This is a genomic window from Qipengyuania aquimaris, from assembly GCF_020171965.1.
GTDB lineage: Bacteria > Pseudomonadota > Alphaproteobacteria > Sphingomonadales > Sphingomonadaceae > Qipengyuania > Qipengyuania aquimaris_A.
Genome location: NZ_JAIUZK010000002.1, coordinates 300,444 through 323,716, shown reverse-complemented (window position 1 = coordinate 323,716; position 23,273 = coordinate 300,444). Strand labels below are relative to the sequence as shown.

The following is a 23,273-nucleotide window of genomic DNA, read 5'->3' as shown; positions in this document are numbered from 1 at the left end:
AGTCCTTAAGCCCCAATATTTCAGGAGTGATGGCGACGGGATGTGACTGCCATATGACCGGTTTTCGCAGGCTGTAACAAAACGGCGCCCCCTTCGGTCCGGAAGCGGGCGCCGTCATGTTTCTCGATATGGGAGAGAGGCTTAGGCTGCCTCTTCCTTTTTCTTTTTCCCGCCGTGGACCTGGATCGGGTCCTTCTTGCCTTCGACGACATCGGCATCGATCACGATCTCGGTGACACCGTCCATATCGGGCAGGTCGAACATCGTGTCGAGGAGGATGCCTTCCACGATCGAACGAAGGCCGCGGGCTCCCGTCTTGCGCTTGATCGCCTTCTCGGCAACGGTCTTCAGCGCGTCTTCCTGGAATGTCAGTTCGACATCTTCGAGCTCGAACAGCTTCTGGTACTGCTTGACCAGCGCGTTCTTCGGCTCGGTCAGGATGGTCACCAGAGCATCGACATCGAGGTCACGCAGCGTAGCGATCACCGGGAGACGGCCGACAAATTCTGGGATGAGGCCGAACTTCAGGAGATCTTCCGGCTCACCCTTTTCGAGCAGCTCGCCCACGCGGCGCTTGTCCGGATCGGCGACATGCGCGCCGAAGCCGATCGAACGCTTCTGCAGGCGGTCGGCGATGATCTTCTCCAGGCCTGCGAAAGCACCGCCACAGATGAACAGGATGTTCGTGGTGTCGACCTGCAGGAATTCCTGCTGCGGATGCTTGCGGCCGCCCTGCGGCGGAACGCTGGCGGTCGTGCCTTCCATCAGCTTGAGCAGCGCCTGCTGCACGCCCTCACCCGAAACGTCGCGGGTGATGGAGGGGTTTTCCGCCTTGCGCGTGATCTTGTCGATTTCGTCGATGTAGACGATGCCGTGCTGTGCCTTTTCGACATTGTAGTCGGAAGACTGCAGCAGCTTGAGAATGATGTTCTCGACATCCTCGCCCACGTACCCTGCTTCGGTCAGCGTGGTCGCATCGGCCATCGTGAAGGGCACATCGAAGGTGCGCGCCAGCGTCTGCGCCAGCAGCGTCTTGCCCGAGCCGGTGGGACCGACGAGCAGGATGTTCGACTTTGCCAGTTCGACATCACCGGCCTTACCGGCATGCTTCAGGCGCTTGTAGTGATTGTGCACGGCAACCGAGAGGACGCGCTTCGCGCGGTCCTGGCCGATCACGTAATCGTTCAACGTGGCGAAGATTTCCGACGGGGTCGGGACGTCGCCGTCCTTCTTGCCCGAAATGCCGGCCTTGGTTTCTTCGCGGATGATGTCGTTGCACAATTCCACGCATTCATCGCAGATGAAAACGGTCGGGCCCGCGATCAGCTTGCGAACTTCGTGCTGCGATTTTCCGCAGAAGCTGCAGTACAGCGTGGATTTGCTATCGGTTCCGCTCAACTTGGTCATTTCCTGCTCTGCCCCGCTGATCCGCCCACAGACTGGGATTCGCCGACTCTAGGCCGGTGCGGGATTGGGTCAATATCCTAGGTAATTCCATCCCCTTGCCACAAGCTGAAGCGGCAAGGTTGCTCAATTCCTACGACAATTTCGCAACAGTCCGGCGGCGGGACGGAAAATCCCGCGCCGATTAGCACTGTTTATTCAGGCGCGCCGCCCGAACCCTTGTCTTCGTCCTTGGTGGGCTCGTCGTCGCCTTCGTTTTCCGGACGCGCCTCGAAGACCTTGTCGACAATGCCGAATTTCATGGCTTCGTCGGCTTCGAGGAAGGTGTCGCGATCCATCGCCTTTTCGATGTCGGTCAGGCTCTGGCCGGTGTATTTTACATAGAGATCGTTCATCCGCTTGCGGATGCGCAGGATCTCGCGTGCCTGGATTTCGATGTCCGATGCCATGCCGCGTGCGCCGCCCGAAGGCTGGTGCACCATGACGCGGGCATTGGGGAGCGCAATACGCATGCCCGGCTCGCCCGCGGCCAGCAGGAAGCTGCCCATGGAAGCGGCCTGCCCGATGCAGACCGTCGACACGCGCGGCTTGATATACTGCATGGTGTCATGGATCGCCATGCCGGCGGTCACCACGCCGCCCGGCGAGTTGATGTACATGCTGATCGGCTTGGAAGGGTTTTCGCTTTCGAGGAACAGCAGCTGCGCCACGATGAGCGAAGCCATCGTATCTTCGACCTGGCCAGTCACGAACACGATGCGTTCGCGCAGCAGGCGGCTGAAAATGTCGAAAGCGCGCTCGCCGCGGCTCGATTGTTCGACCACGGTCGGCACCAGCGCCCCCGTCACGGGATCGCGGGTAAACTGGCCTTGGGTGCCGTGTGCATCGTCGCCGAACAGGTTGATCATGAAATTCCTCGTATCGATTGGTTCGCGTCTATGTCGCGATAGCTGCCGCGATGTTCAAGGGTTTTAACCACGGCCCGCACCACTACCGCACACGGCAAGCCGTTCGTCGGACGAAAACGCCGTTCGTCGGGTGTAGCGAGTCCTTTGTCGATGCCGCATTCCGCCCATCGCCTACGTTTGTAAACGAAAGGCATGGAGAGGAAAACAAAACCCTTGTCGAACAGATATTTAGCGCTGTGCAGTTGCGCGGCAATCGCCATGCTGGGCTCGCCTGCCATCGCCCAGGAGGCGGATGACGATGTTGCCGCGCCGCCGAGCGAACCCGCCCCGCAAACCAGCGGGTCGCGCGTTTTCGAACCCGGTTTTTTCACACAGTTCGCCCCGCGCAACGCGCTCGACATGGTCAGTCGCATTCCCGGCTTCAGCATATCCGGCGGTAATGACAACGGGCAACGCGGCCTGGGCCAGGCCAACCAGAACGTCATCGTGAACGGAGAGCGTTTTTCCAGCAAGTCGGACAGTCTGCGCGACCAGCTGGCCCGTATCCCTGCCGACGACGTGATCCGGATCGAATTGGTGGACGGCAACACAGCCGACATTCCAGGCCTTACCGGCCTGGTTGCCAACGTGATTTACGAAAGCACGGGACCGTCGGGCCAGTTTCGCTGGAACACGGGCTTTCGCGCCTACAATACCGAGGCACAACTGTTCGGAGGCGAAGTCTCGCTGTCGGGAAGCAGCGGTCGACTGGATTACACCGTCTCCCTTTCCAACGACAACAATCGCTTCGGCGCGGACGGCCCCACCCTCGTGTTTGGCGCGGACGGGTCCCTGATCGAGGAGCAGGTATCGAAGTTCTCTGGCGGCTACGACAACCCCAAGCTGTCGACGAATTTCACCTACAATTTCAGCGAGGATGTCACTGCCAACCTCAATCTCAGCTACGGCGAGGATTTCCTGTTCCGCAATGTGCCGGAAACCGGCACGCCGGTTATCGGACCGATGCGGTTTCGCGACGTGCGCGTCAAAGAGGATGGCCCGGAATATGAGATCGGCGGAGACATCGAGTTCCCGCTTGGCCCCGGCCGTCTGAAGCTCATCGCGCTGGAACGCTTCGAGCGCGACAACTTCACCAACGACCTAATCGATACTTTCGACGACGACACGCCTTCGAACGGGTCGCGCTATCACCAGACGAATGGTGAAGGCGAACGGATCGGTCGCTTCGAATATGGCTGGTCGATGTGGGATGCGGACTGGCAACTATCCGGCGAAGCGGCATTCAACCGCCTCGACCGGGTCTCGGCGCTGTTCACACTTGGCCCCGGCGGCGAATTCGAACCCATCCCCTTCCCCGGTGGCAATGGCGGTGTAAGCGAGGATCGCTACGAGGGGTCGCTAAGCTATTCCAAGAGCTTGTCCCCGACGCTTTCCCTGCAAGCGATCGCATCGGCCGAATTCTCGACTATCGAGCAGACCGGCGCAGCTGCGAACTCACGCAACTTCAAGCGCCCCAAGGGTTCGCTTGCCCTGACATGGAAACCCGAGGACGATCTCGACATATCGCTAACCGCGGCACGCCGTGTCAGCCAGCTGTCGTTCGGCGATTTTCTCGCCAGCGTCTCGCTCAACGACGAGAACGAGAACGGCGGCAATAACGAGCTGGTGCCCTACCAGAGCTGGGATCTCGAGCTTGAGGTCAACAAGGGTCTCGGGAAATGGGGCTCGGTCAAATTCGAAGCGCGCCAAGGCTGGTTCGAGGATTTCATCGACTGGTTCCCGCTTGAGGATGGCGGAGAGGCGCGCGGAAACATCGGCAGCGCTGACCGCCTGCACCTCGAATTGTCGGGGACCCTCAACCTCGACCCGCTCGGCATACCCGGTGCCCGCATCGATTTCGACGCGGTGAAGCGCTGGATGAGCGTGACGGACCCCTTCACGGGTGAAGATCGCCCCTTTTCCTACGACCTTATCGACATGATCGACGTCGATTTCCGACACGACTTGCCCCGCACTGACTGGGCTTATGGGGTGAGTTTGTTCTCGAACAATCCTGCGGGCTATTCGCGCAGGTTCGAGATCGGACGCGGATGGGAAGGACCCACCTTTGCCAACTTCTTCATCGAGAACAAGGACGTGTTCGGCCTCACCGTCCGGGCAAATTACGGCAACGCGTTCGGCGCGCGAAACTACTTCTCGCGCACCGTATTTGATGGTCCGCGGCCCGATGGCGACGTGCTCTTCAGCGAGGAAGTCGACCGCCGGATCGGCCCGATCTTCCGTTTCTCAGTCAGCGGGGACTTCTAGCCAGATTTGCAAAGCCTGGTGGCTGTGGCAGGAAGGCGTCATGACGCCTCGCCTCCTTAGCGCCGCCGCGCTGTTCGCATTTGCCACCCCGCTCGCAGCACAGGGGGTCGCGACGCCTCCTGCCAATGAGCAGATGGATGTGTCGGAGCGTGCTCCCGACGCGGCAGAGACCGCGCGGCTTTATGCGCAAAGGATTGCCGCGCTCGACGATGCCGGGCCGACGCTCAACGCCGTGATCGCCTATGACCCCGATCCGGGCGACGAAGCACAGGCCATCAATGCGGCCAGCCTGCTCGCTGCGCGAACCGTGCTGGTGAAAGACAATATCGAAACCCGCGAATGGCCCACCACTGCGGGCAGTCTTGCCCTGATCGACAACATGACCGGGCGCGACGCACCGCTTATCGCGAACTTGCGGCGCGCAGGCGGGCTGGTGCTCGGCAAGACGAACTTGTCCGAATGGGCCAATATCCGGGACGATTCCTCGACCAGCGGGTGGAGCGCGGTCGGCGGCCTGACCCGCAACCCGCACGCCATCGACCGTAACAGCTGCGGATCATCCTCCGGAAGCGGAGCGGCGGTGGCGGCCGGGCTTGCCTGGGCGGCGATCGGGACGGAGACGAACGGCTCCATCACGTGCCCGGCCAGCATCAACGGTATCGTCGGCTTCAAGCCGAGCGTCGGCCTCGTCAGTCGCACGCATGTCGTGCCGATTTCCAGCACGCAGGACACTGCCGGGCCGATGACCCGAACGGTTGCCGATGCCGCGCTCTTGCTGTCCGCTATCGCGGGCGAAGACGCCGCCGACGCAGCCACTCTCGCCGTTCCGCGCAGGGCCGACTATTTCAACGGGCTGGCGGATTTCTCGCTTGCCGGGAAGCGGATCGGTGTGATGCGCAAGCAGATCGGAAATCGCGCCGACGTGGCCGAAGTCTTCGAACAGGCCCTGTCCGATCTCGAGAAAGCCGGTGCAGTGCTGGTCGACATCGAATTCGACGTCAACGGGCAGATGTACGAAGACAGCTTCACCGTGCTGATGTTCGAATTGCGCGAAGAGATGGGCAACTACCTCGCCAGCCTGCCGGGCGAAGATTTGCCGCGCACGCTCGCTGAAGTGATCGCCTTCAACAAGTTCAACGCGGGCGAGGAGATGCGCTGGTTCGGCCAGGGACTCTTCGAGTTGGCGGAGACGACGACCGACCGTGCCGCTTACGAGGAAGCGCGCAAGAACGCCGTAAGGATCGCGGGAGAAGAGACGCTGGACGCGCTGCTGGCGCAGTACGATGTCGAATTCCTCGTCTCGCCCACGCGCGGTCCTTCGTGGACGAGCGATCTCGTCAACGGCGACAATTACAACGGCAGCATCGGCTTCGGGTCACCCGCTGCGATCGCCGGGTACCCTCATTTGACCGTGCCCATGGGAGCGATCGAACGCCTTCCGGTCGGCATCAGCTTCTTCGGCGCAAAGTGGCAGGATTTCGAAGTGTTGCAGGTCGGTGCAGCGTACGAAGCTGTCCGAAGCGCCACAATTCCGGAGCCATCCTTCCAGAGGTGGGAACCCGACAGCGGCGCCGAACAGTAATACCGCATGGAATTCGATCCGCGCATCTTCATGTTCGTCATCTTCGGGCTCGGCCTCATCCTGGCGGTATCGCTCGAGAAATGGCTGGCGCGGTTCTGGCTCTCGCTGCCCATCGTTTATGTCGCAGCGGGATATCTCCTGTTCTCGCTGCCCCTGGGCTTGCCGCACATCAATCCGACCGTCGACGGCTTTGACGCGGTCGCGTTGGAGTATGTGACCGAATTCATTGTTATCGCGTCTCTGATGGCAGCAGGCATTGCGATCGACAGGCCCGCCAACTGGAAGAACTGGCGACAAATCTGGCCGCTCCTCCTGATCGCCATGCCGCTGACCATCCTCGCCGTATCGCTGCTCGGCTGGTGGGCCCTGGGCCTAGCCCCCGCATCGGCACTGCTACTCGGCGCGGCGATGGCCCCCACCGACCCCGTGCTCGCACGCAGCGTGCAGGTGGGACCTCCCGGCGAGAACGAGCGGCACGATGTGCGCTTTTCTCTGACGGTGGAGGCAGGCCTCAATGACGGGCTTGCCTTCCCCTTCACTTACCTTGCGATTGCGGCCGTTGGGATGACGTCGCTGGGCGCATGGACGCTCGAATGGGTTGCGCTGGACCTGGTCTGGCGGATCGTGGCGGGTGTCGCGATGGGCTGGATCGTGGGACGCGCAGGTGCCTGGTACGTGTTCGAACGCGAAGCCGACGCCAAAATGGAAGACGTGGAAGAAGACGGGGACCTAGCCAAGCATCCAAAATATTCGACCAGTGAAGGGCTGATCGTGCTCGGCACGCTCCTGTTGGGCTATGGTCTTGCCGAAATGGTAGAAGGATACGGTTTCATCGCGGTCTTCGTGGGAGCGGTGACCGCCCGCCAACGCGAAAATCGCAGCCGGTATCACAAGCTCAGTCACCACTTCATCGACCAGATCGAGCAGATCGTCCTCGTCGCCGTTCTGTTCAGCTTCGGAGCTATGCTGGCCAGCGGCGTGTTGGATGCGCTGACATGGCCGGCAGCGCTGGTCGGCCTGGCACTGATCTTCGTGATCCGCCCGCTTGCGGGCCTTCTGGCAGAGGCGAATTGTGACTTGCCGCTGATGGGGAAGTTCGCTGTCGCGTTCCTCGGCGTGCGCGGAATGGGATCGATCTATTACCTCGCCTACGGCCAGAACCACGCCAATTTCGAGGGTCTCGACCTATTATGGGCGACAGCCAGCTTTATCATCCTTGTCTCGGTCGTCGTGCACGGGATCCTAGCGGGTCCACTGATCCGGCACGTTGAGAGCAAGCGGGCCCACATTCATGAAGGGCAGGACGACAGCATCGATTGTCTCAGCCCCGACGAGACGCCGCTTTCGGTAGAGAAGGCCAAGAAGCCTCTCTGACAGGGTGCAAACAGAAGGGGCGGCAGGATCGCTCCCGCCGCCCCTTCGATCAGCTCAAACTAGCGAGCTTATTTTTTCGCTGCAGCCTTCTTGGCCGGAGCCTTCTTGGAGGCCGGCTTCTTTGCAGCGGCTTTCTTGGCGGGGGCCTTCTTTTCACCCTCGTCCTTCTTTGCAGCAGCCTTCTTGGCAGGTGCCTTCTTGGCTGCAGGCTTCTTTGCCGGAGCCTTCTTCGCCGCAGGCTTTTCGTCAGCCTTCTTGTCGTCCTTCTTTGCGGCAGCCTTCTTCGCCGGAGCCTTCTTCGCCGGAGCCTTCTTCTTCGCCGCAGCCTTCTTCTTCGGCTTCGCCGCTTCTTCGCTCTCGTCCGCTTCGATCGCGGCTTCGAGTTCTTCGCGCGTCACTTCGCGTTCGGTGATCTCGGCCTTGTCGAAGAGGAAGTCGACGACCTTGTCTTCATAAAGCGGTGCGCGCAGCTGGGCGGCAGCCATCGGTTCGGACTGAACGTACTGGATGAACCGCTCGCGATCTTCGGCACGGTACTGCTGGGCAGCCTGCTGGATGAGCATGCTCATTTCGTTCGGCGTGACCTGAACGTTGTTCTGCTGGCCGATTTCCGACAGCAGCAGGCCGAGGCGCACGCGGCGTTCGGCGATCGAGCGGTAGTCGTCCTTCTCGGCTTCGATTTCCTTCAGCATCGCTTCCGGATCTTCCGAACGGGCGGCTTCCTGCTGGAGCTGGGTCCAGATCTGCTCGAACTCGGCATCGACCATGCCCTGCGGCACGGCGAAGTCATGGCCCGAAGCAAGTTGGTCGAGCAGCGAACGCTTCATCTGGGTGCGGGTCAGGCCGGCAGTTTCCTGCTCGAGCTGGCCGCGCATCAGTTCCTTGAGCTTGTCGAGGCCGTCGAGACCGAAGTTCTTCGCGAACTCGTCGTCGATCTTGGTTTCGCCTTCGACCTTCACCTGCTGGACGGTGACGTCGAATTCGGCCTTCTTACCGGCAAGGTGCTGCGCCTGGTAATCTTCGGGGAAGGTGACTTCGATGGTCTTCTTGTCGCCAGTCTTGGTGCCGGTGAGCTGTTCTTCGAAGCCCGGGATGAACATGCCCGAACCCAGGACGAGCGGGGTGTTCTCCGCCTTGCCACCTTCGAATTCCTCGCCGTCGACGCGGCCGACGAAATCGATGATCAGCTGGTCGCCGTCGGCGGCCTTCTTGGACTTGGCAGCGTCCTTATAGCTCTTGTTGTTGTCGGCGAGCGTCTTGATGGATTCCATCACCTGCTCGTCGGAAACCGGAACGGTCAGGCGTTCGATTTCGAGACCGTCGGTCGACGGCGCTTCGACTTCGGGCAGGATTTCGAGTTCGACCGAAATCTCGGCGTCCTTACCTTCTTCATAGCCTTCGTTCAGTTCGACCTTGGGCTGCATGGCGGGACGCAGTTCGTTGTCGGCCATCACCTTGTCGACCGATTCGCGGATCATGTCGTTGAGCGACTGCGCATGGAGCTGTTCGCCGTGCATCTTGCGCACGAGATTCGCGGGAACCTTGCCGGGGCGGAAGCCGGGCATTTTCACCTGCGGGGCGATCTTGGCGACCTCCGCATCGACGCGGCCGTCGATATCCTTGGCGGTCAGGGTGATCGTATAGGCGCGCTTCAGGCCGTCGTTGGCGGTTTCTTTGATCTGCATGGGTTTGAGAACTCGTGACTTTCCAAGTGTCTAATAAGGCGCGAAGGCTGAACGTGTCCGCGACGGATTGGTGCGGGCGAAGGGACTCGAACCCCCACATCTTGCGATACTGGTACCTAAAACCAGCGCGTCTACCAATTCCGCCACGCCCGCTAACCCGAACGAAGCTGCGCGTTAGCGCCGCACGCTACGCGTATAGGCGCGTGCCTCTAGTCGTGTCGGGCGAAAAGGGCAAGCGCGGCGATGGACGCAGGAACAGCCTGTGCACCGCCTTCGTTCGTGAGGGGAAAGGAAATTCGCATGAGTGATTACGACAAACCGGCCATTCCCCCCGCAACCCCGCCCGCGATCGACCCCGACGCCGATCCCAAGACCGCTCGCGAAATGGCGGCAGAGGGGGAACGCGAAGGCGATGTCCTCCAGGATCGCGGCGCTCCGGATGAACAGGACAAGAAGGCAGAGAAGCGCATGGGCGCAGCGATGGAAGGCGGGAAGGACGGCGCAGGCGAGATCGCCATGGACGCGGCTGTAATGCCGCCCGACTGAGCTTCGAGCCGATTGAACTTGCAGCACGACCAAAGCCGGATTAGGGGCGCGCTCCATGAGCGAAGACACCAAAACCGACCTCCCGCCCGACCAGCTTTCGGTCAATCCGAAAAGCGACAAGTTCGACGTCGAAGTGCTCAAGCGCGGCGTCGGCATCCGCTTCAAGGGGCGTCAGCGCACCGATATCGAGGAATATTCGATCTCGGGCGGATGGGTCCGTGTGCAGGCCGGAAAGACGCTGGACCGCAAGGGCAATCCCTTGACGCTCAAGCTCAATGGTCCGGTTGAGGCCTGGTACGAAGATCTCGGCGACGACGCGCCGGTTCGCAAAGCAGACTGATCAGTCCGCGTAGTCGGCAAAAGCCGACAGGAAAGTTTTCGAAGGATCGGGACGCGCTGTGGCTATTCGCGGGCGCGGTGCAGTTTCGCGGACCTCCCGCTTGTCTGCGTAGATGAAGCCTTCGATTGGCCAAGGCGTTTTACCGAGATCGGCGATGGGTGCGTACCAGACACGCACTTCGCTCCAGTCATTGTTGGGCGATACGTCGATGGCGAGAACGTCTTTCTCGACCTGACCCCGCTTGCCGTCGATCGGCGACCAGTTGGCGTGGTCGAGCAGGACCCTTCGCGAATCGAGCACCTTGCTTACCGTGGCGACATGCCCAAGCTGCATCGAGCGGTGCGGGCGGAATGCCATGACCGCGCCTTCGCGCGGTACGTTTCCCGTTTCGTAGCGGGCCCGCGCCTGGGTCCACCACGTCCGCGCATCGCCATAAATCTCAATGCCTGAGATTTCGCGGGCGTAAGGAGCGCACTGGATATAGGCGCTCAACTCGTCGGTTTCGCTGTTCGCAAGCACCGGTGCCTCGTGAGCGAGGCAGGCGACAAAGAGCGTTGCGGCGATCCTTTTCGTACCCATGCCGTAAGGGATAGCGCGTCGTGGTTAATACCTTACTAAGCGCCTTTTCCTTGCCATTCTGGCCGCGAAACGCCACTTGCCGCGCAGAATGAACGCCACCAAACCCACCGTAATCATCATCGGCCGTCCCAATGTCGGCAAGTCGACGCTGTTCAACCGGCTGATCGGCAAGAAACTCGCGCTGGTCGACGACCAGCCCGGTGTGACGCGCGATCGCCGCATGGGCGATGCCGAAATTGCCGGCCTGCAGTTCACGGTCGTCGATACCGCCGGTTGGGAAGACGAGGACGACGCCACCCTCCCCGGCCGGATGCGCAAGCAGACCGAAGTCAGCCTCGAAGGCGCAGACGCGGCGTTGTTCGTCATCGACGCGCGCGCCGGGATCACGCCTCTCGACGAGGAAATCGCCCGCTGGCTGCGCGAGCAGGAAGTGCCTGTGGTGCTGGTGGCCAACAAGGCGGAAGGCAAGGCAGCCGAAGCAGGCATATTCGAAAGCTATTCGCTCGGGCTGGGCGAGCCGCTGGGCGTTTCGGCAGAGCACGGCGAAGGTATCGCCGACCTGTTCGGCGGTCTCTGGCCGTTGATCGGCGCCAAGTCCGAAGAGGCTGAAGCGGCGGTAGAAGCTGCATCCTTCGAAGACGACGATGAGGATGCCCCCGCCGGCCCTCTCAAGCTCGCCATCGTCGGCAGGCCGAATGCGGGGAAATCGACCCTCATCAACCGGCTGCTCGGCGAAGATCGGCTGCTGACGGGCCCGGAAGCCGGGATCACCCGCGATTCGATCGCGGTGGATTGGGAATGGTTCGACCCCAAGGCGAACGAGACCCGCGAGATCAGGCTCATCGACACCGCCGGGATGCGCAAGCGTGCCCGCGTGACGGACAAGATCGAGAAAATGTCGGTCGCCGATGCCAAGCGCGCCATCGACTTTGCCGAAGTCGTCGTGCTCCTGCTCGATGCGACGCAGGGGCTAGAGCACCAGGATCTCAAGATCGCCAGCCAGGCGCTGGAAGAAGGCCGCGCGCTGATGGTCGCGATCAACAAGTGGGACATTGCGGAAAACGCCAGCTCGCTGTTCAACGGCATTCGCGAGGCACTGAACGAGGGCCTCTCGCAAGTCCGCGGCGTGCCGCTCTTCGCCGTGTCGGCCAAGACCGGCAAGGGCCTCGACACAATGCTGTCGGCAGCCTTCGAAATCCGCGAGGCATGGAGCCGCCGCGTGCCCACAGCCGCACTCAACCGCTGGTTCGACGACGCGCTGGAAGCCAATCCGCCACCCGCACCCGGAGGCCGCCGGATCAAGCTGCGCTACATCACGCAGGCCAGCACCCGCCCGCCACGCTTCGTGGTGTTCGGTACGCGCCTCGACGATCTGCCCAAGAGTTACGAGCGCTACCTCGTCAATGGCATCCGCGCCAAGCTCGGCTTCGACGCCGTGCCGGTGCGCGTGGTCCTCAAAAGCCCGAAGAACCCTTACAACGCCAACAAGGGCGGCGGCGGCAATTACAGCGGAGGGCGCTGATGCTGTTCGACCTCTTGGTCAGCCTGCCCGGTATCGACCTGATCGAACGGACCAGTTCGAGCCTTCGCGTTCAGAATGTGGTGCAGCTGAGCTTGGCACCCGCCTTCCTTCTTGCAGGTATCGGGGCGGTCATGAATGTGATGACCAATCGCCTTATCTGGGTGGCGAACAAGATCGAGCGCATCCTTGCCGCAGACGAGAATGATACCGCAGGCGACCTCGTCGAGGAATTGCCCGCACTCGAACAACGACGTGTCTACGCCCAGCGCGCCGTCATGCTGAGCACCGCCTCGGCATTCACGATTAGCGTCGTCATCATGCTGCTCTTCATCAGCGCCTTCGTGCGCACGCCGCTCGGCACGCTGGTGGCCGTGTCATGGCTCGTCACGATGGCGCTGCTGATGGCTGGCCTCGCGTCTTTTCTACTCGAAACCCGCACAGCTGCGCGGCGCAATCACGAACGCATGATGCAGCGCAAAAGGCGCGGCTGATCAGCCGGCGTTAACCTGGGTGTCGCCCGCAGGTTCGGAATTGAGCTGCACGTAATTCTGCAGCCCCATCCGTTCGATCATGTCGAACTGCGTTTCGAGGAAGTCGACATGCTCTTCCTCGCTTTCGAGGATACGGGCGAAGATCTCGCGGCTGACGAAATCGCGAACACTTTCGCAATGCTCGATCGCATCACGCAGCAGCGGAATGGCCTCGTTTTCCATCGCGAGATCGGCCTTGAGGATTTCCTCGACCGTCTCGCCGACTTTGAGCTTGTGGATAGCCTGGAAGTTTGGAAGCCCGTTCAGGAACAGGATGCGCTCGGCGAGGATGTCGGCGTGCTTCATCTCGTCGATGGATTCGTGCCGCTCGTACTCGGCCAGCTTGGACACGCCCCAATCCGCAAGGACGCGGTAGTGCAGCCAGTACTGGTTGATCGCCGTCAGCTCGTTGGTCAGCGCCTTGTTGAGAAATTCGATCGTCTTGGCATCGCCCTTCATGGCACTGGTCCTCGTCTTGTTGAGCGAGAGGATTATGCGCGAGGAGCTGGCGGGCGACAAGCCCGCCGAGTGCAAAAAACGGCAGAAAACCTACAGTTGCAAGCGATTTTCAGTAGCGGTCAGGAACGTCCGGCCGGCTCGAATGCCATCTCGCGTTCTTCGAAGATGATCGCATCGGCCTCGTCGAGGCAGGCACCGCAATTGGGCCGTTTGCCCAGCGCTGCATAGCAAGCTTCGGCGTCACCGGACACGCGGCGCGCGGTGGCGCGAAGGTCCGTTTCCCTGATGGCATTGCAGATGCAGGTGTACACCGCGGAACTCCTTGCGATTGATTCGCAAGAGCAGATATATTGCGACTTACTCGCAATAGCAAGTCCTCAGCGGCGGATCGGAAACATCCTGCCGTATGTAAGGCAGCGCCAGGCCCATTCGAACGGACCGAAGCGGAATCGGTCGAGCCACGGTTTCGACCAAAGCAACATCACGAACCAGCTGGCCAGGACCACCAGGTAAAGCTCCGTCCTGCCGAAGCGCCCGAAAAGACCAAGGCCCCAATTTCCGAAGACGAACAGCATCACGATCGAGGTGCCGAGGTAATTCGTGAAAGCGGCCCGACCGGCGGCGGTAATCCGGTCGGAAAGCCAGCCGCCCGCTGCTGGCGCATGGATGGCCAGCAGGATCACGAGACCGAGCACCATGAACAGGCGCGGGATGTGCGTCCAGCCGACGAAAGCGGCGAGCGAGCCGTAATATGTAATGCCGCCCACCTTGGTCGCGAGCCCGATCCATAGAGTCAGCGCGCCGCCGACCAGCAGGCTTAGCCATGCCCAGACGCCGAGGGATCGCGGCCTCCAGCGTCCGTCGAAGAGGCCCTTGCGATAGAGAACCATCCCGAAGAGCATCAGCGGCAGGGTCTCGAACGCGAAGAACATCACGAAGGCAAGGTCCCCGGTGTGGGCCGAGAAATTGTGCGCCACATAGTCGCCGTAAGTGCCATCCTGGCGGATTTGCGTTTCCAGCCTGCCGTCCTGCAAGTCCTCTTCGGCGCCTTGTTGCAGCTCTTCCTGCATTTGCCCGTAGACCGCGCTGTCCACCTCCGTGTCGGCGACGAACTGCATTGCGATTAGGCTGCCGTAGAGGAGTGTCCCGACAATATAGGCGAGGATACCGAAGGCGAGCTGCTTACGCACGCTCATCCCGATGAAGATGGCGACGGCAATGAGGCCGCAAAGGGCGTAAAGGAACAGGATGTCCCCACGCCAGATGAAGAAGAAGTGGATCGCACCGAACAGGCCAAGCCACAGGAGGCGCTTGATCTGGAGCCACACGGTCCCGCCCTTCGCCCAGGTCTTTTCCATGAAGAGGTAAAGGCCCGCCCCGAAAAGCAGGCTGAAAAGACCGCGCATCTTTCCGTCGATGAGCACGAATTGCGCCACCCACATCCAGCCTTCTGCCGCCGAGTGCGGCACGGTGAATGCCGTTGGGTACATATAGGCCGTGAACGGCTGCCCCATGGCGAAGATATTAGCCGCGAGGATGCCCATCACGGCAATGCCGCGAATAAAGTCGAGACTGGTTATGCGGTTTCCTGAAACGGCTACCGGCTGCGGCCGGTCGGGCGTGGCGATGTCTTGGTCCATGATTCCCCCTCGCCCCCTCATAGGGCGATAGGCGCGGTCTGGAAGCCCTTCGATCAATCGGTCCCGCTTAGCGGGTGACGAGGCACTCCTGCCCCGACCGCTTCAACGAAGCGCAGGCCGCGGAGGCTTCTTTCTTGCTGGCATAGCCACCGGCGAGGAGGATCGTCAGATTGCCGGCCTTGCGCTCGATCCGTTCGCGCCCGGCGATTTCGCCGCGCGAGGAAATCCTCGACCACAGGCGCTCGGAATTGCCCGGCACGCCGAATGCGCCAAGCTGGACCTTCCACGGGCCATTTGTCGCGGTCTCCACCTTGGACGGCGCGGCTGGCGCCGGCGACGCTGCTCGGACGACAGGTACGGGAGCGGCAGCCGTTTCCGCTTTCGCGACCACTACCGGCTTCGGATTCTCGACAGATGGCTGCGCAGCGACCGGCGCAGGCGTGCCGAGAGCTAGATCGACCGCGGCCAGCTCACGTGCACGGGTGGCGTCGGCCTTTGCCTTGAGCGATGCGGCAAGCGGCTGTGCCTGCTGGCGCTGCTCGAGCGGAATGTGTTCATCCATCTGGGCGAGTGCGCCCGCAGCCTGCGGCATGCCTGCAGCATTCGCCAGCGTCAGCAAGGCGTAGGCTCGCGGCCAATCCTTTGCGGCAAGGTCGCCGTTGAAATGCGCGATACCCAGGAGGTATTGGGCCCGCGGCTCACCCCGCCCTGCCGCTGCTTCTATATAGGGCATGGCTTTATCGCGCTGACCGGTCTGGAACAGCAATAGCCCGTACTGGTCGGCAGCGCGGATATGCCCGCTTGCCGCTGCCTGCGCATACAAGGCCTCCGCCCGACCGAGATCGGCCTCGACACCCCGGCCAAGACGATAGGCCTGCGCGAGATTGAACTGCGCGTCCGGATCACCCTGTGCGGCAGGTCCGGTCCATTCCTTCACCGCAGCGGCGAAATCCCCGGCAGACCATGCGTCGACACCGGCTTTTACATCGGCCTGCGCCGGAGCGGCGATGATCGTGCAAAGCAGGGCGACTGCCGCTGTGCGTTCCCGTAATCTCATGGCTGCCCCTCGACCTGTGCGCTGCGTATCCCGGTTTGCGCGATCCTATACGAAAGCCAAACTTAACAAACTCCAATCCTCGCCCGGCCCGGCCCTCGCAAATGAATGTGCTGCAAAATTAACCCTAAATTAGGGGTAGTCTGCGATTTCCTTCGATCGAGAGGGTCACAACCTTGTGGCTCGACTGGTTAGAAGCGCAATCAGGGGGACCAGCCTTGCGTGTATTGGCATTGGCATCGCAGAAGGGCGGATCGGGCAAGACCACGCTCTCCGGACATTTGGCCGTTCAGGCGCAGCGAGCGGGCGCAGGCCCGGTCGTCCTGATCGACATCGACCCGCAAGGCTCGCTTGCCGACTGGTGGAACGAGCGCGAGGCGGAACTTCCCGCTTTCGCCCAGACCACCGTCGCACGGCTCGCCAACGACCTGGCGGTTCTTCGCCAGCAGGGTTTCAAGCTTGCAGTTCTCGATACGCCCCCGGCGATCACCATGGCTATCCAGTCGGTGATTTCGGTGGCCGAACTGATCGTCGTTCCGACCCGCCCCAGCCCGCACGACCTGCGCGCTGTCGGCGCCACGGTCGATCTTTGCGAACGCGCCGGAAAGCCGCTGATCTTCGTGGTCAACGCCGCAACGCCGAAAGCCAAGATCACTTCGGAAGCCGCCGTCGCGCTCTCGCAGCACGGCACCGTTGCTCCGATCACGCTTCACCACCGCACGGATTTCGCCGCCTCGATGATCGATGGCCGCACCGTGATGGAAGTCGATCCCGAAAGCCGTTCGGCTGCCGAGGTTACCGCCCTGTGGAAATACATTGCGGATCGACTCGAGAAAAATTTCCGCCGCACCGTCTTCGCCGCGCCCAATACTCAGGCGGCACAGCCCGGTGTCTATCGTCCCGCCGGTGGCTTCGGCCGTCGGGTCGCCCAGTAAGAGCAAACAAGGAAAGGCGGGGCTAGCCGGATGTCTGACGCCAATTTCGCATCGCTCTCTTCCACCCTGCTCGCACGCAAGGGCGGCGCCAAGCCTGCCATGCGCCCGCAGTCGACGGCCATCGGCCCGGTCGACGGCGCAGCAGCAGCAGCAAACCTGGAAGACCTGGGCTGGAACGACATGGGTGACGAAGCGCAAAGCGCCGCACCCGAGGCCGGGCTGGTGAAAATGCCTGCCGACGTGGTCTCGATTGCGCCGAAAGCCGCCAACGAAGGTGGCGAGCCCAACCAGGTACGCGCTTCGCTCGACCGCATTGCTTCGCAGCTCGAGAAGAAGCCGGAAGAAAAACAGCCCGTCCAGCGCAAGTCTGCGCTGCGCCAGGGCAAACGTGCAGCCTTTACGCTGCGCCTCGACCAGGAACGCCACCTCATGCTGCGCCTCGCCTGCACCGTCCGCGGGTCCAGCGCACAGCAGCTGGTGACGGACGCACTCGACGGCCTCTTGGCCGAAATGCCGGAAATCGCCGCTCTTGCTGCCCAGGTTCAGCATGACGGCAAGTAAGCAAACCAAGGACGTGGGATCGCCTTTAGGGGGTAAGCACTAATGCAGACCAAGAACCAACTCTTCGTCCGTCTGGCCGTCACTACGGCCCTGGCAACCACGGGCCTCGCCGGCTGCTCCGGCAAGGTCGCGCCCACCGCTTCGCACTCTGCCGCCAAGGCCGAAGTCGCGCTGCAGAAGGGCAAGGCCGACAAGGCCGTGAAGCACGCAGAAGCTGCCGTACTGGCATCGCCGCGCGATGCGCACAGCCGGACATTGCTGGCCAATGCCTATCTCGAAGCAGGACGGTTCCAGTCTGCATCGCAGACCTTCTCCGATGCCGTCGCCCTCGGCGAAACGGGTCCGCGCACCGTCGTGAGCCTTGCCCTCGCGCAGATCGGCGCAGGCGACCAACTCGGTGCGATCGAAACGCTCGAGCGCTGGGAAGCCTCGCTCGACCCGGCCGATTTCGGTCTTGCAATCGCGCTTGCAGGCCAGCCTGAACGCGGTGTCCATGTGCTGAGCAACGCCATCCGCGGCGGCCAGAACACCACCAAGACCCGCCAGAACCTGGCCTATGCCTATGCTCTTTCGGGCCAGTGGCGCGCAGCGCGGCTGATGGCCATGGAAGACGTGCCGGCCAATGAGGTTGGCGATCGCATGGCCGAATGGGGAGCCCTGGCCAGCCCGCAAATGACCCGCGTTCGTGTGGCGCGCCTGATGGGTGTCGACCTCAGTGCCGATTCCGGCCAGCCCGCCATGCTGGCGCTTTCGAACAATCCCAGCGTTCCGATGCTGGCTGCCGAAACGGTCGAAGAAGAGGTCGTGGTCGAAGAACCCGCACCCAGCTTCGCCTTTGCCGGCGAACTGCCTGCATTCGACGCAGCACCGCAGGCACAGGATTTCGGTGATGCGCAGCTTGCCGATGCCGGCCTTGAAGCCGCTCCGCGCAAGCAGTTTGTCGCCGAAGAAGTGGTTCAGCCCCTTCCGGTTGCGGTAGCTGCGGCTCCGAAAGCCGAGGCACAGGCTGCCGCCCCGGCATCCCGCCCGGCTGCAAAACCTGCACCCAAGGCCGCCCCGAGCATCGCGCTTGCCAAGGGCGACCACAATATCCAGCTCGGCTCGTATTTTTCGATGTCGGATGCTCAGGACGGCTGGCGCAAGTTCCAGGAAAAGTATCCCGAGCTTGCCGATGCGAAGAAAGTCATCACCAAGGCCCGCGTGAACGGCAAGATCTACTACCGCGTCGCGGCAGCAGGCTTCGCCAAGAATTCGGCACAGAGCATGTGCTCCGCCGTCAAGGGCAAAGGCGGCGGTTGCATCGCCTATGCCTCCGCAAATCCGCTCCCGGGTCACCTGGGCGATGCGGCAATAAGGGTCGCAGCGCGCTAAGACGCACAGCCAAACGCCAAGACCTGACCCCCGCCGGAGCGATCCGGCGGGGGTTTCTTTCTGTTAGAGCTCGATTTCCACGCCGCCCTTCCACAGGCGAAGCACGCGGCCCTGCGTAGGCTGCCCGTCGAACGGCGTATTGCCCGCGGTCGCCGCCATGCGCGCGCTCTGGACGATCCAGGGCTTGTCTGCATCGATCAACGCCACGTCCCCTTCCAGGCCGACTTCCAGCGATCCTGCCGCTACACCGAGGACCGACGCCGAATTGCCCGCCACCAGGTCGAAGACCCGCGCCACATCGACAATTCCATCGGTCGCGAGCGAGAGCGCCATCGCGAGCAGGGTTTCCGCTCCGGCCATTCCGGGTTCGGCATCGGCGAAGGGCTGGCGTTTGTCTTCAGGACCGCGGGGATCGTGGCCGCTGGAAATCACGTCGATCGTCCCGTCCGCAATCGCTTCGCGGACCGCCTGGCGGTCGTCTTCGCTGCGCAAGGGAGGAGACAGGCGCGCAAACGTGCGGAAATCGACCGTCGCCAGATCGGACAGCATGAAATGTGCGGGCGTCACGCCTGCCGTGACCCGCTGTCCGCCTGCCTTCGCCCGGCGTACCAGTTCAAGTCCGACCCGTGTCGTCACTTGCCTGAAATGAATACGCGCACCGGCCATTTCCGCGAGGGCCAGGTCGCGCGCAATGGCGATGGCTTCGGCTTCCGCCGGTGCGCTGGGGAGTCCAAGCCGCGTTGCATATTCGCCAGCCGTTGCAACCGCATCGCCGACGAGGGAAGCATCTTCTGCATGAGCGATGACCGGCATGTCGAGCATGGCTGCATATTGGAGCAGACGGAGCATCACACCGGAATCGGCGATCCAGCCGCGTCCGGTCGCAACGCCGAGTGCTCCTGCCTCGCGCATCAGGGCGATTTCGGCAATTTCACTTCCCGCAAGACCGCGTGTCGCGGCCGCCAGCGGGTGAACCCAAAGGTCGGGCTTCCCGCTCTTCGCGATATAGGAAACACGGCTCGGCAGATCGAGCGCCGGAGACTGGTCGGGCATCAGCGCTGCACGCGTGATACCGCCAAAATGGAACGCGGGCTTGTCCACGGCGAAGACGCCAAGGTCGACCAGCCCCGGCGCGACCAGCTTGCCGCCAGCGTCGACGATCTCGTCCCCGTCCTGAGGCTGGGCATCGCCGCATGCAGCGATACGGCCTTCCGCAATGCGCAAGTTGCCATCCCGAATTCCACCGGGAGCGACCAGCTTGCCGCCGGTAAGTGTCAGGGCGCGCGTCTGCTTCATGCGACCTCTCCCCATCCTTCGACCCCGCGCGCACGGCGCGTCAGGACGTCGAGGCAAGCCATGCGGATGGCTACGCCCATCTCGACCTGCCGGGTTATGATCGAACGGTCGATCATGTCGGCTACGTCGCTGTCGATTTCGACGCCCCGGTTCATCGGCCCGGGATGCATGACCAGCGCATCTTTTCCGGCCTTGGCAAGGCGGGCGGCGGTCAGGCCGTAGAGGTGGTGGTACTCCCGCGCGGAGGGAATGAACTGTCCGCTCATGCGCTCTGTCTGGAGGCGCAGCATCATGACCACGTCGGACCCGTCGAGCGCCGCGTCGAAATCGTGGAAGACCTGCGCGCCCATCGCCTCGATACCGGATGGCATCAGCGCGGGCGGCGCGCACAGACGTACCGTGGCGCCCAGTGCCTGCAGGCACAGGAGGTTCGATCGCGCGACCCGGCTGTGCAGGATATCGCCGCAGATGGTGATGGTGAGGCCGGTGAAATCATCGCCGGATTGCGCTCTCTCCCGCAGCGCATGGCGCAGGGCCAGCGCGTCCAGCAACGCCTGTGTCGGGTGTTCGTGCTGGCCATCACCTGCATTGAGAACCGGGCAGTCGACCTTGTCCGCGATTAGGCCCGTCGCCCCGCTCGATCCGTGCCGGATGACGATCGCATCGGCGCGCATGGCGTTGAGGGTGATCGCGGTATCGATCAGCGTCTCGCCCTTCTTCACGCTGGACTGCGCGGCGTGCATGTTGACGACGTCGGCACCGAGCCGCTTGCCGGCGATCTCGAAACTCAAAAGCGTCCGCGTCGAGTTCTCGAAGAAAGCGTTGATGATCGTCAGTCCGGACAGGCTGTCGCTGTGCTTCTGCCGCTGCCGGTTGAGATCGACCCACTGTTCCGCCTCGTCGAGCAGGAACAGGATTTCGTGGCGCTCCAGCTGGCCGATGCCAAGCAGGTCGCGATGCGGGAAAGCCTGCGCTCCCGCTGGATAGCGGGATGCATGGGGCTGTGTTTGCGAAGCTGTCATTAAAGCCACGCCCTTAGTCGAGAGCCATCGCACCCTCAAGCACATTCGGCTGGCATGGGCGGTCAAGCTTCCCTAGATCGGGTGCCGAAGAGAATTCCGGGGTAAGTTACAATGCGATTTGCGGGCAAAGTTTGGCGGCTTCTGGTTGGCGTGAAGGACGGCCTTGTCCTGCTGTTTATGCTGCTGTTCTTCGGCATGCTGTTCGTAATCCTCACCACCCGGCCCAGCCCCGCCCAGGTGCGCGAAGGTGCGCTGCTGCTGGAAATCGACGGGGTCGTGGTGGAAGAGCGCAGCCGGATCGACCCGCTGCAGGCCCTGCTGTCATCGCAGGCACCGGTCGGCGAATACCAGGCGCGCGATATCGTACGCGCCCTTGATGCGGCAGCAGGTGACGAGCGTATAGATGCGGTCGTGCTCGACCTCGAAAGGTTTCTCGGTGCCGGCCAGGTGCATCTCCAGGACATTGGCGAGGCCATGGATCGCGTTCGGGCAGCTGACAAACCCGTGCTGACCTATGCCACCGCCTATGCAGACGACGGCGTCTTTCTGGCCGCGCACGCAAGCGAGGTCTGGATGAACCCGCTGGGCGGCGCAGTGGTGGCCGGCCCGGGCGGGCACCGGCTCTATTACAAGGGCCTGATCGACCGCCTCAACGTCAATGCGCGCGTCTACCGCGTCGGCACATACAAGAGCGCGGTCGAACCTTACACGCAAACCGGCATGTCCGAGCCTGCGCGTGAGAACGCCCGGGCGCTTTACGGAGCGCTGTGGGAGGAATGGCAAGCGAACGTGAAAAAGGCGCGGCCGGCTGTCGACCTCGATCTGATTACGCAATCGCCCGCCGAATGGGTCGAGGCCGCCCAAGGCGATCTGGCACAGGCTTCGCTCGACGCGGGCCTGGTCGACAAGCTCGGCAATCGCGATGCCTTCAACGCGCGCGTGGTCGAACTGGTCGGAACGGACAAATGGAGCGATCTGCCCAACGCCTTCCCCGCAACCGAATACGACGCCTGGCTGAAGGACAATCCGCTGCCGAGTGACGGCAAGCCGATCGGCATCGTGACCATCGCCGGCGAAATCGTCGATGGCGAGGCGGGGCCCGGTACTGCGGGCGGCACGCGCATCGCTGATCTCCTCGACGCGGCGCTCGATCGCGACTTCGCCGGCCTTGTCGTACGTGTCGATTCCCCGGGCGGCTCGGTTCTCGCCAGCGAGGCTATCCGCGATGCCATCCTGCGGCACAAGGCGCGCGGCGTACCGGTCGCCGTTTCGATGGCAAACGTCGCTGCAAGTGGCGGTTATTGGGTTTCCACTCCGGCAGACCGGATTTTTGCAGAGCCCGATACCATCACCGGATCGATCGGTATCTTTGCTGTCCTGCCCACGTTCGAACAGGCGGCCGCGAACATCGGCGTGACGAGCGACGGTGTGCGCACCGGCCCGCTGTCGGGCCAGCCGGACCTCGTCGGGGGACTTACCCCGGAAGTGGACCGTATCCTCCAGGCGTCGATCGAGGACGGCTATCGCGACTTCCTGACACGTGTTTCGGAAGCCCGCAACATGACGCTGGACCAGGCGGACGAGGTCGGTCAGGGCCGCGTGTGGGACGGCGGTACCGCACGCCAGCTCCAGCTGGTCGATGAATATGGCGGTCTGGAAGAAGCGCTCGCCTGGGTCGCCGGACAGGCCGAACTGGCAGACGGGGAATGGCATGCGGCCTACCTTGGCACCCCGCCCAGCACGACCGATACCCTGCTGCGGCAATGGCTGGTCGGCGAAGAGGACGCGCAAGGACGCGATGTCTTCGCATTGTTCGCGCGCAGGGAAACAGAAGCCCTGAACCGCGTGATCTCGGATGCCGGACGCCTCTTGGGCACGCGCGGAGCGCAGGCCTATTGCCTCGCCTGCCCTGCTTCCGCCCGTAGTCAGCAAGCGGAAGGCGACGCCAAAGGCTTCCTCGAAGGGCTGGCGGCTCTCTTCGCAAAGTAGCGTCCGGCGCCCTTGCATTGGCCCGATTCGCTGCGTAAAGGCGCGTCCCTGTCCAGCGTCCGGCACGCGCCGCGACCGCCTGCGACGGGCGCGTAGCTCAGTGGTAGAGCACACCCTTCACACGGGTGGGGTCGCAAGTTCAATCCTTGCCGCGCCCACCATTTCCCCA

General features: G+C 62.6%; 22 protein-coding genes and 2 tRNA genes. 12 read left to right on the top strand and 12 right to left on the bottom strand.

The window, feature by feature from the left end; all coding sequences use genetic code 11:
• Positions 1-141 precede the first annotated feature (141 nt).
• From clpX to LCM24_RS09130, 3 genes are all read right to left on the bottom strand, one after another.
• Complete coding sequence (gene clpX, locus LCM24_RS09140) at positions 142-1,407, bottom strand: ATP-dependent Clp protease ATP-binding subunit ClpX (RefSeq protein ID WP_090478163.1); 1,266 nt, start codon at positions 1,405-1,407, stop codon at positions 142-144.
• A 191-nt stretch (positions 1,408-1,598) separates the two neighbouring features.
• Positions 1,599-2,312, bottom strand: coding sequence for an ATP-dependent Clp protease proteolytic subunit (locus tag LCM24_RS09135; RefSeq protein WP_090478160.1), 714 nt, complete (start codon positions 2,310-2,312; stop codon positions 1,599-1,601).
• On the bottom strand, positions 2,309-2,572 hold the full coding sequence (locus LCM24_RS09130; protein ID WP_224803739.1) for a hypothetical protein: 264 nt from the start codon (positions 2,570-2,572) through the stop codon (positions 2,309-2,311). Before LCM24_RS09130 ends, LCM24_RS09135 begins: the two co-directional genes overlap by 4 nt.
• Between LCM24_RS09130 and LCM24_RS09125 the strand changes: the two genes are divergently transcribed.
• From LCM24_RS09125 to LCM24_RS09115, 3 genes are read left to right on the top strand one after another with little or no spacing between them, the layout of a single operon-like run.
• Positions 2,571-4,619 (top strand): TonB-dependent receptor plug domain-containing protein, encoded by a 2,049-nt coding sequence (locus tag LCM24_RS09125; protein WP_224803738.1) that lies wholly within the window; start codon positions 2,571-2,573, stop codon positions 4,617-4,619. The two genes, LCM24_RS09130 and LCM24_RS09125, sit on opposite strands and share 2 nt — an antisense overlap.
• Positions 4,620-4,659: 40 nt before the next feature.
• Positions 4,660-6,201 carry an amidase gene (locus LCM24_RS09120; RefSeq protein ID WP_224803737.1) on the top strand — a complete coding sequence of 514 codons (1,542 nt, stop codon included), beginning with the start codon at positions 4,660-4,662 and terminating at the stop codon, positions 6,199-6,201.
• Between the two features lie 6 nt (positions 6,202-6,207).
• Complete coding sequence (locus tag LCM24_RS09115; protein ID WP_224803736.1) at positions 6,208-7,575, top strand: cation:proton antiporter; 1,368 nt, start codon at positions 6,208-6,210, stop codon at positions 7,573-7,575.
• Positions 7,576-7,643: 68 nt separating this feature from the next.
• Here LCM24_RS09115 and tig read toward each other — a convergent pair whose 3' ends face one another.
• Entirely contained in the window at positions 7,644-9,260 is a 1,617-nt protein-coding gene (gene tig / locus LCM24_RS09110) for a trigger factor (protein ID WP_224803735.1), read from the bottom strand.
• 68 nt (positions 9,261-9,328) lie between these two features.
• A tRNA-Leu gene (locus LCM24_RS09105) sits at positions 9,329-9,413 on the bottom strand.
• Between the two features lie 147 nt (positions 9,414-9,560).
• Between LCM24_RS09105 and LCM24_RS09100 the strand changes: the two genes are divergently transcribed.
• Both LCM24_RS09100 and LCM24_RS09095 read left to right on the top strand, forming a co-directional pair.
• Entirely contained in the window at positions 9,561-9,806 is a 246-nt protein-coding gene (locus tag LCM24_RS09100) for a hypothetical protein (RefSeq protein WP_224803734.1), read from the top strand.
• A gap of 55 nt (positions 9,807-9,861) precedes the next feature.
• Positions 9,862-10,146 carry a DUF3297 family protein gene (locus tag LCM24_RS09095; protein ID WP_160594318.1) on the top strand — a complete coding sequence of 95 codons (285 nt, stop codon included), beginning with the start codon at positions 9,862-9,864 and terminating at the stop codon, positions 10,144-10,146.
• Here the strand turns inward: LCM24_RS09095 and LCM24_RS09090 are convergent, their stop codons facing one another.
• A complete protein-coding gene (locus tag LCM24_RS09090; RefSeq protein ID WP_224803733.1) occupies positions 10,147-10,725 on the bottom strand; it encodes a CHAP domain-containing protein in 579 nt (192 codons plus the stop codon).
• An 88-nt stretch (positions 10,726-10,813) separates the two neighbouring features.
• On the opposite strand from LCM24_RS09090, the gene der reads away from it, so the two are divergent.
• Entirely contained in the window at positions 10,814-12,247 is a 1,434-nt protein-coding gene (gene der / locus LCM24_RS09085; RefSeq protein WP_224803732.1) for a ribosome biogenesis GTPase Der, read from the top strand.
• A complete protein-coding gene (locus LCM24_RS09080) occupies positions 12,247-12,738 on the top strand; it encodes a DUF2721 domain-containing protein (RefSeq protein ID WP_224803731.1) in 492 nt (163 codons plus the stop codon). Before der ends, LCM24_RS09080 begins: the two co-directional genes overlap by 1 nt.
• Here the strand turns inward: LCM24_RS09080 and bfr are convergent, their stop codons facing one another.
• From bfr to LCM24_RS09060, 4 genes are all read right to left on the bottom strand, one after another.
• Positions 12,739-13,236 (bottom strand): bacterioferritin, encoded by a 498-nt coding sequence (bfr, locus tag LCM24_RS09075; protein WP_160594315.1) that lies wholly within the window; start codon positions 13,234-13,236, stop codon positions 12,739-12,741.
• 119 nt (positions 13,237-13,355) lie between these two features.
• Positions 13,356-13,547 carry a bacterioferritin-associated ferredoxin gene (locus LCM24_RS09070; protein WP_160594314.1) on the bottom strand — a complete coding sequence of 64 codons (192 nt, stop codon included), beginning with the start codon at positions 13,545-13,547 and terminating at the stop codon, positions 13,356-13,358.
• Positions 13,548-13,613: 66 nt separating this feature from the next.
• The gene (locus LCM24_RS09065; protein ID WP_224803730.1) at positions 13,614-14,876 is read right to left on the bottom strand and encodes a DUF418 domain-containing protein; all 1,263 of its coding nucleotides are present in this window, start codon (positions 14,874-14,876) and stop codon (positions 13,614-13,616) included.
• A gap of 67 nt (positions 14,877-14,943) precedes the next feature.
• Positions 14,944-15,933: an SPOR domain-containing protein gene (locus LCM24_RS09060; RefSeq protein WP_224803729.1), complete on the bottom strand. Its 990-nt coding sequence runs from the start codon at positions 15,931-15,933 to the stop codon at positions 14,944-14,946.
• Between the two features lie 215 nt (positions 15,934-16,148).
• Between LCM24_RS09060 and LCM24_RS09055 the strand changes: the two genes are divergently transcribed.
• From LCM24_RS09055 to LCM24_RS09045, 3 genes are read left to right on the top strand one after another with little or no spacing between them, the layout of a single operon-like run.
• Positions 16,149-16,865: a ParA family protein gene (locus tag LCM24_RS09055; protein ID WP_090478130.1), complete on the top strand. Its 717-nt coding sequence runs from the start codon at positions 16,149-16,151 to the stop codon at positions 16,863-16,865.
• Between the two features lie 30 nt (positions 16,866-16,895).
• The gene (locus tag LCM24_RS09050) at positions 16,896-17,426 is read left to right on the top strand and encodes a hypothetical protein (RefSeq protein WP_224803728.1); all 531 of its coding nucleotides are present in this window, start codon (positions 16,896-16,898) and stop codon (positions 17,424-17,426) included.
• A 42-nt stretch (positions 17,427-17,468) separates the two neighbouring features.
• The gene (locus tag LCM24_RS09045) at positions 17,469-18,797 is read left to right on the top strand and encodes a tetratricopeptide repeat protein (protein WP_224803727.1); all 1,329 of its coding nucleotides are present in this window, start codon (positions 17,469-17,471) and stop codon (positions 18,795-18,797) included.
• A gap of 63 nt (positions 18,798-18,860) precedes the next feature.
• Here LCM24_RS09045 and LCM24_RS09040 read toward each other — a convergent pair whose 3' ends face one another.
• Complete coding sequence (locus LCM24_RS09040) at positions 18,861-20,093, bottom strand: dihydroorotase (RefSeq protein ID WP_224803726.1); 1,233 nt, start codon at positions 20,091-20,093, stop codon at positions 18,861-18,863.
• Positions 20,090-21,115, bottom strand: a complete 1,026-nt coding sequence (locus LCM24_RS09035; RefSeq protein WP_224803725.1) for an aspartate carbamoyltransferase catalytic subunit — start codon at positions 21,113-21,115, stop codon at positions 20,090-20,092. Before LCM24_RS09035 ends, LCM24_RS09040 begins: the two co-directional genes overlap by 4 nt.
• Positions 21,116-21,226: 111 nt before the next feature.
• On the opposite strand from LCM24_RS09035, the gene sppA reads away from it, so the two are divergent.
• Both sppA and LCM24_RS09025 read left to right on the top strand, forming a co-directional pair.
• A complete protein-coding gene (gene sppA, locus LCM24_RS09030) occupies positions 21,227-23,104 on the top strand; it encodes a signal peptide peptidase SppA (protein WP_224803724.1) in 1,878 nt (625 codons plus the stop codon).
• An 86-nt stretch (positions 23,105-23,190) separates the two neighbouring features.
• A tRNA-Val gene (locus LCM24_RS09025) sits at positions 23,191-23,265 on the top strand.
• Positions 23,266-23,273: the final 8 nt, after the last annotated feature.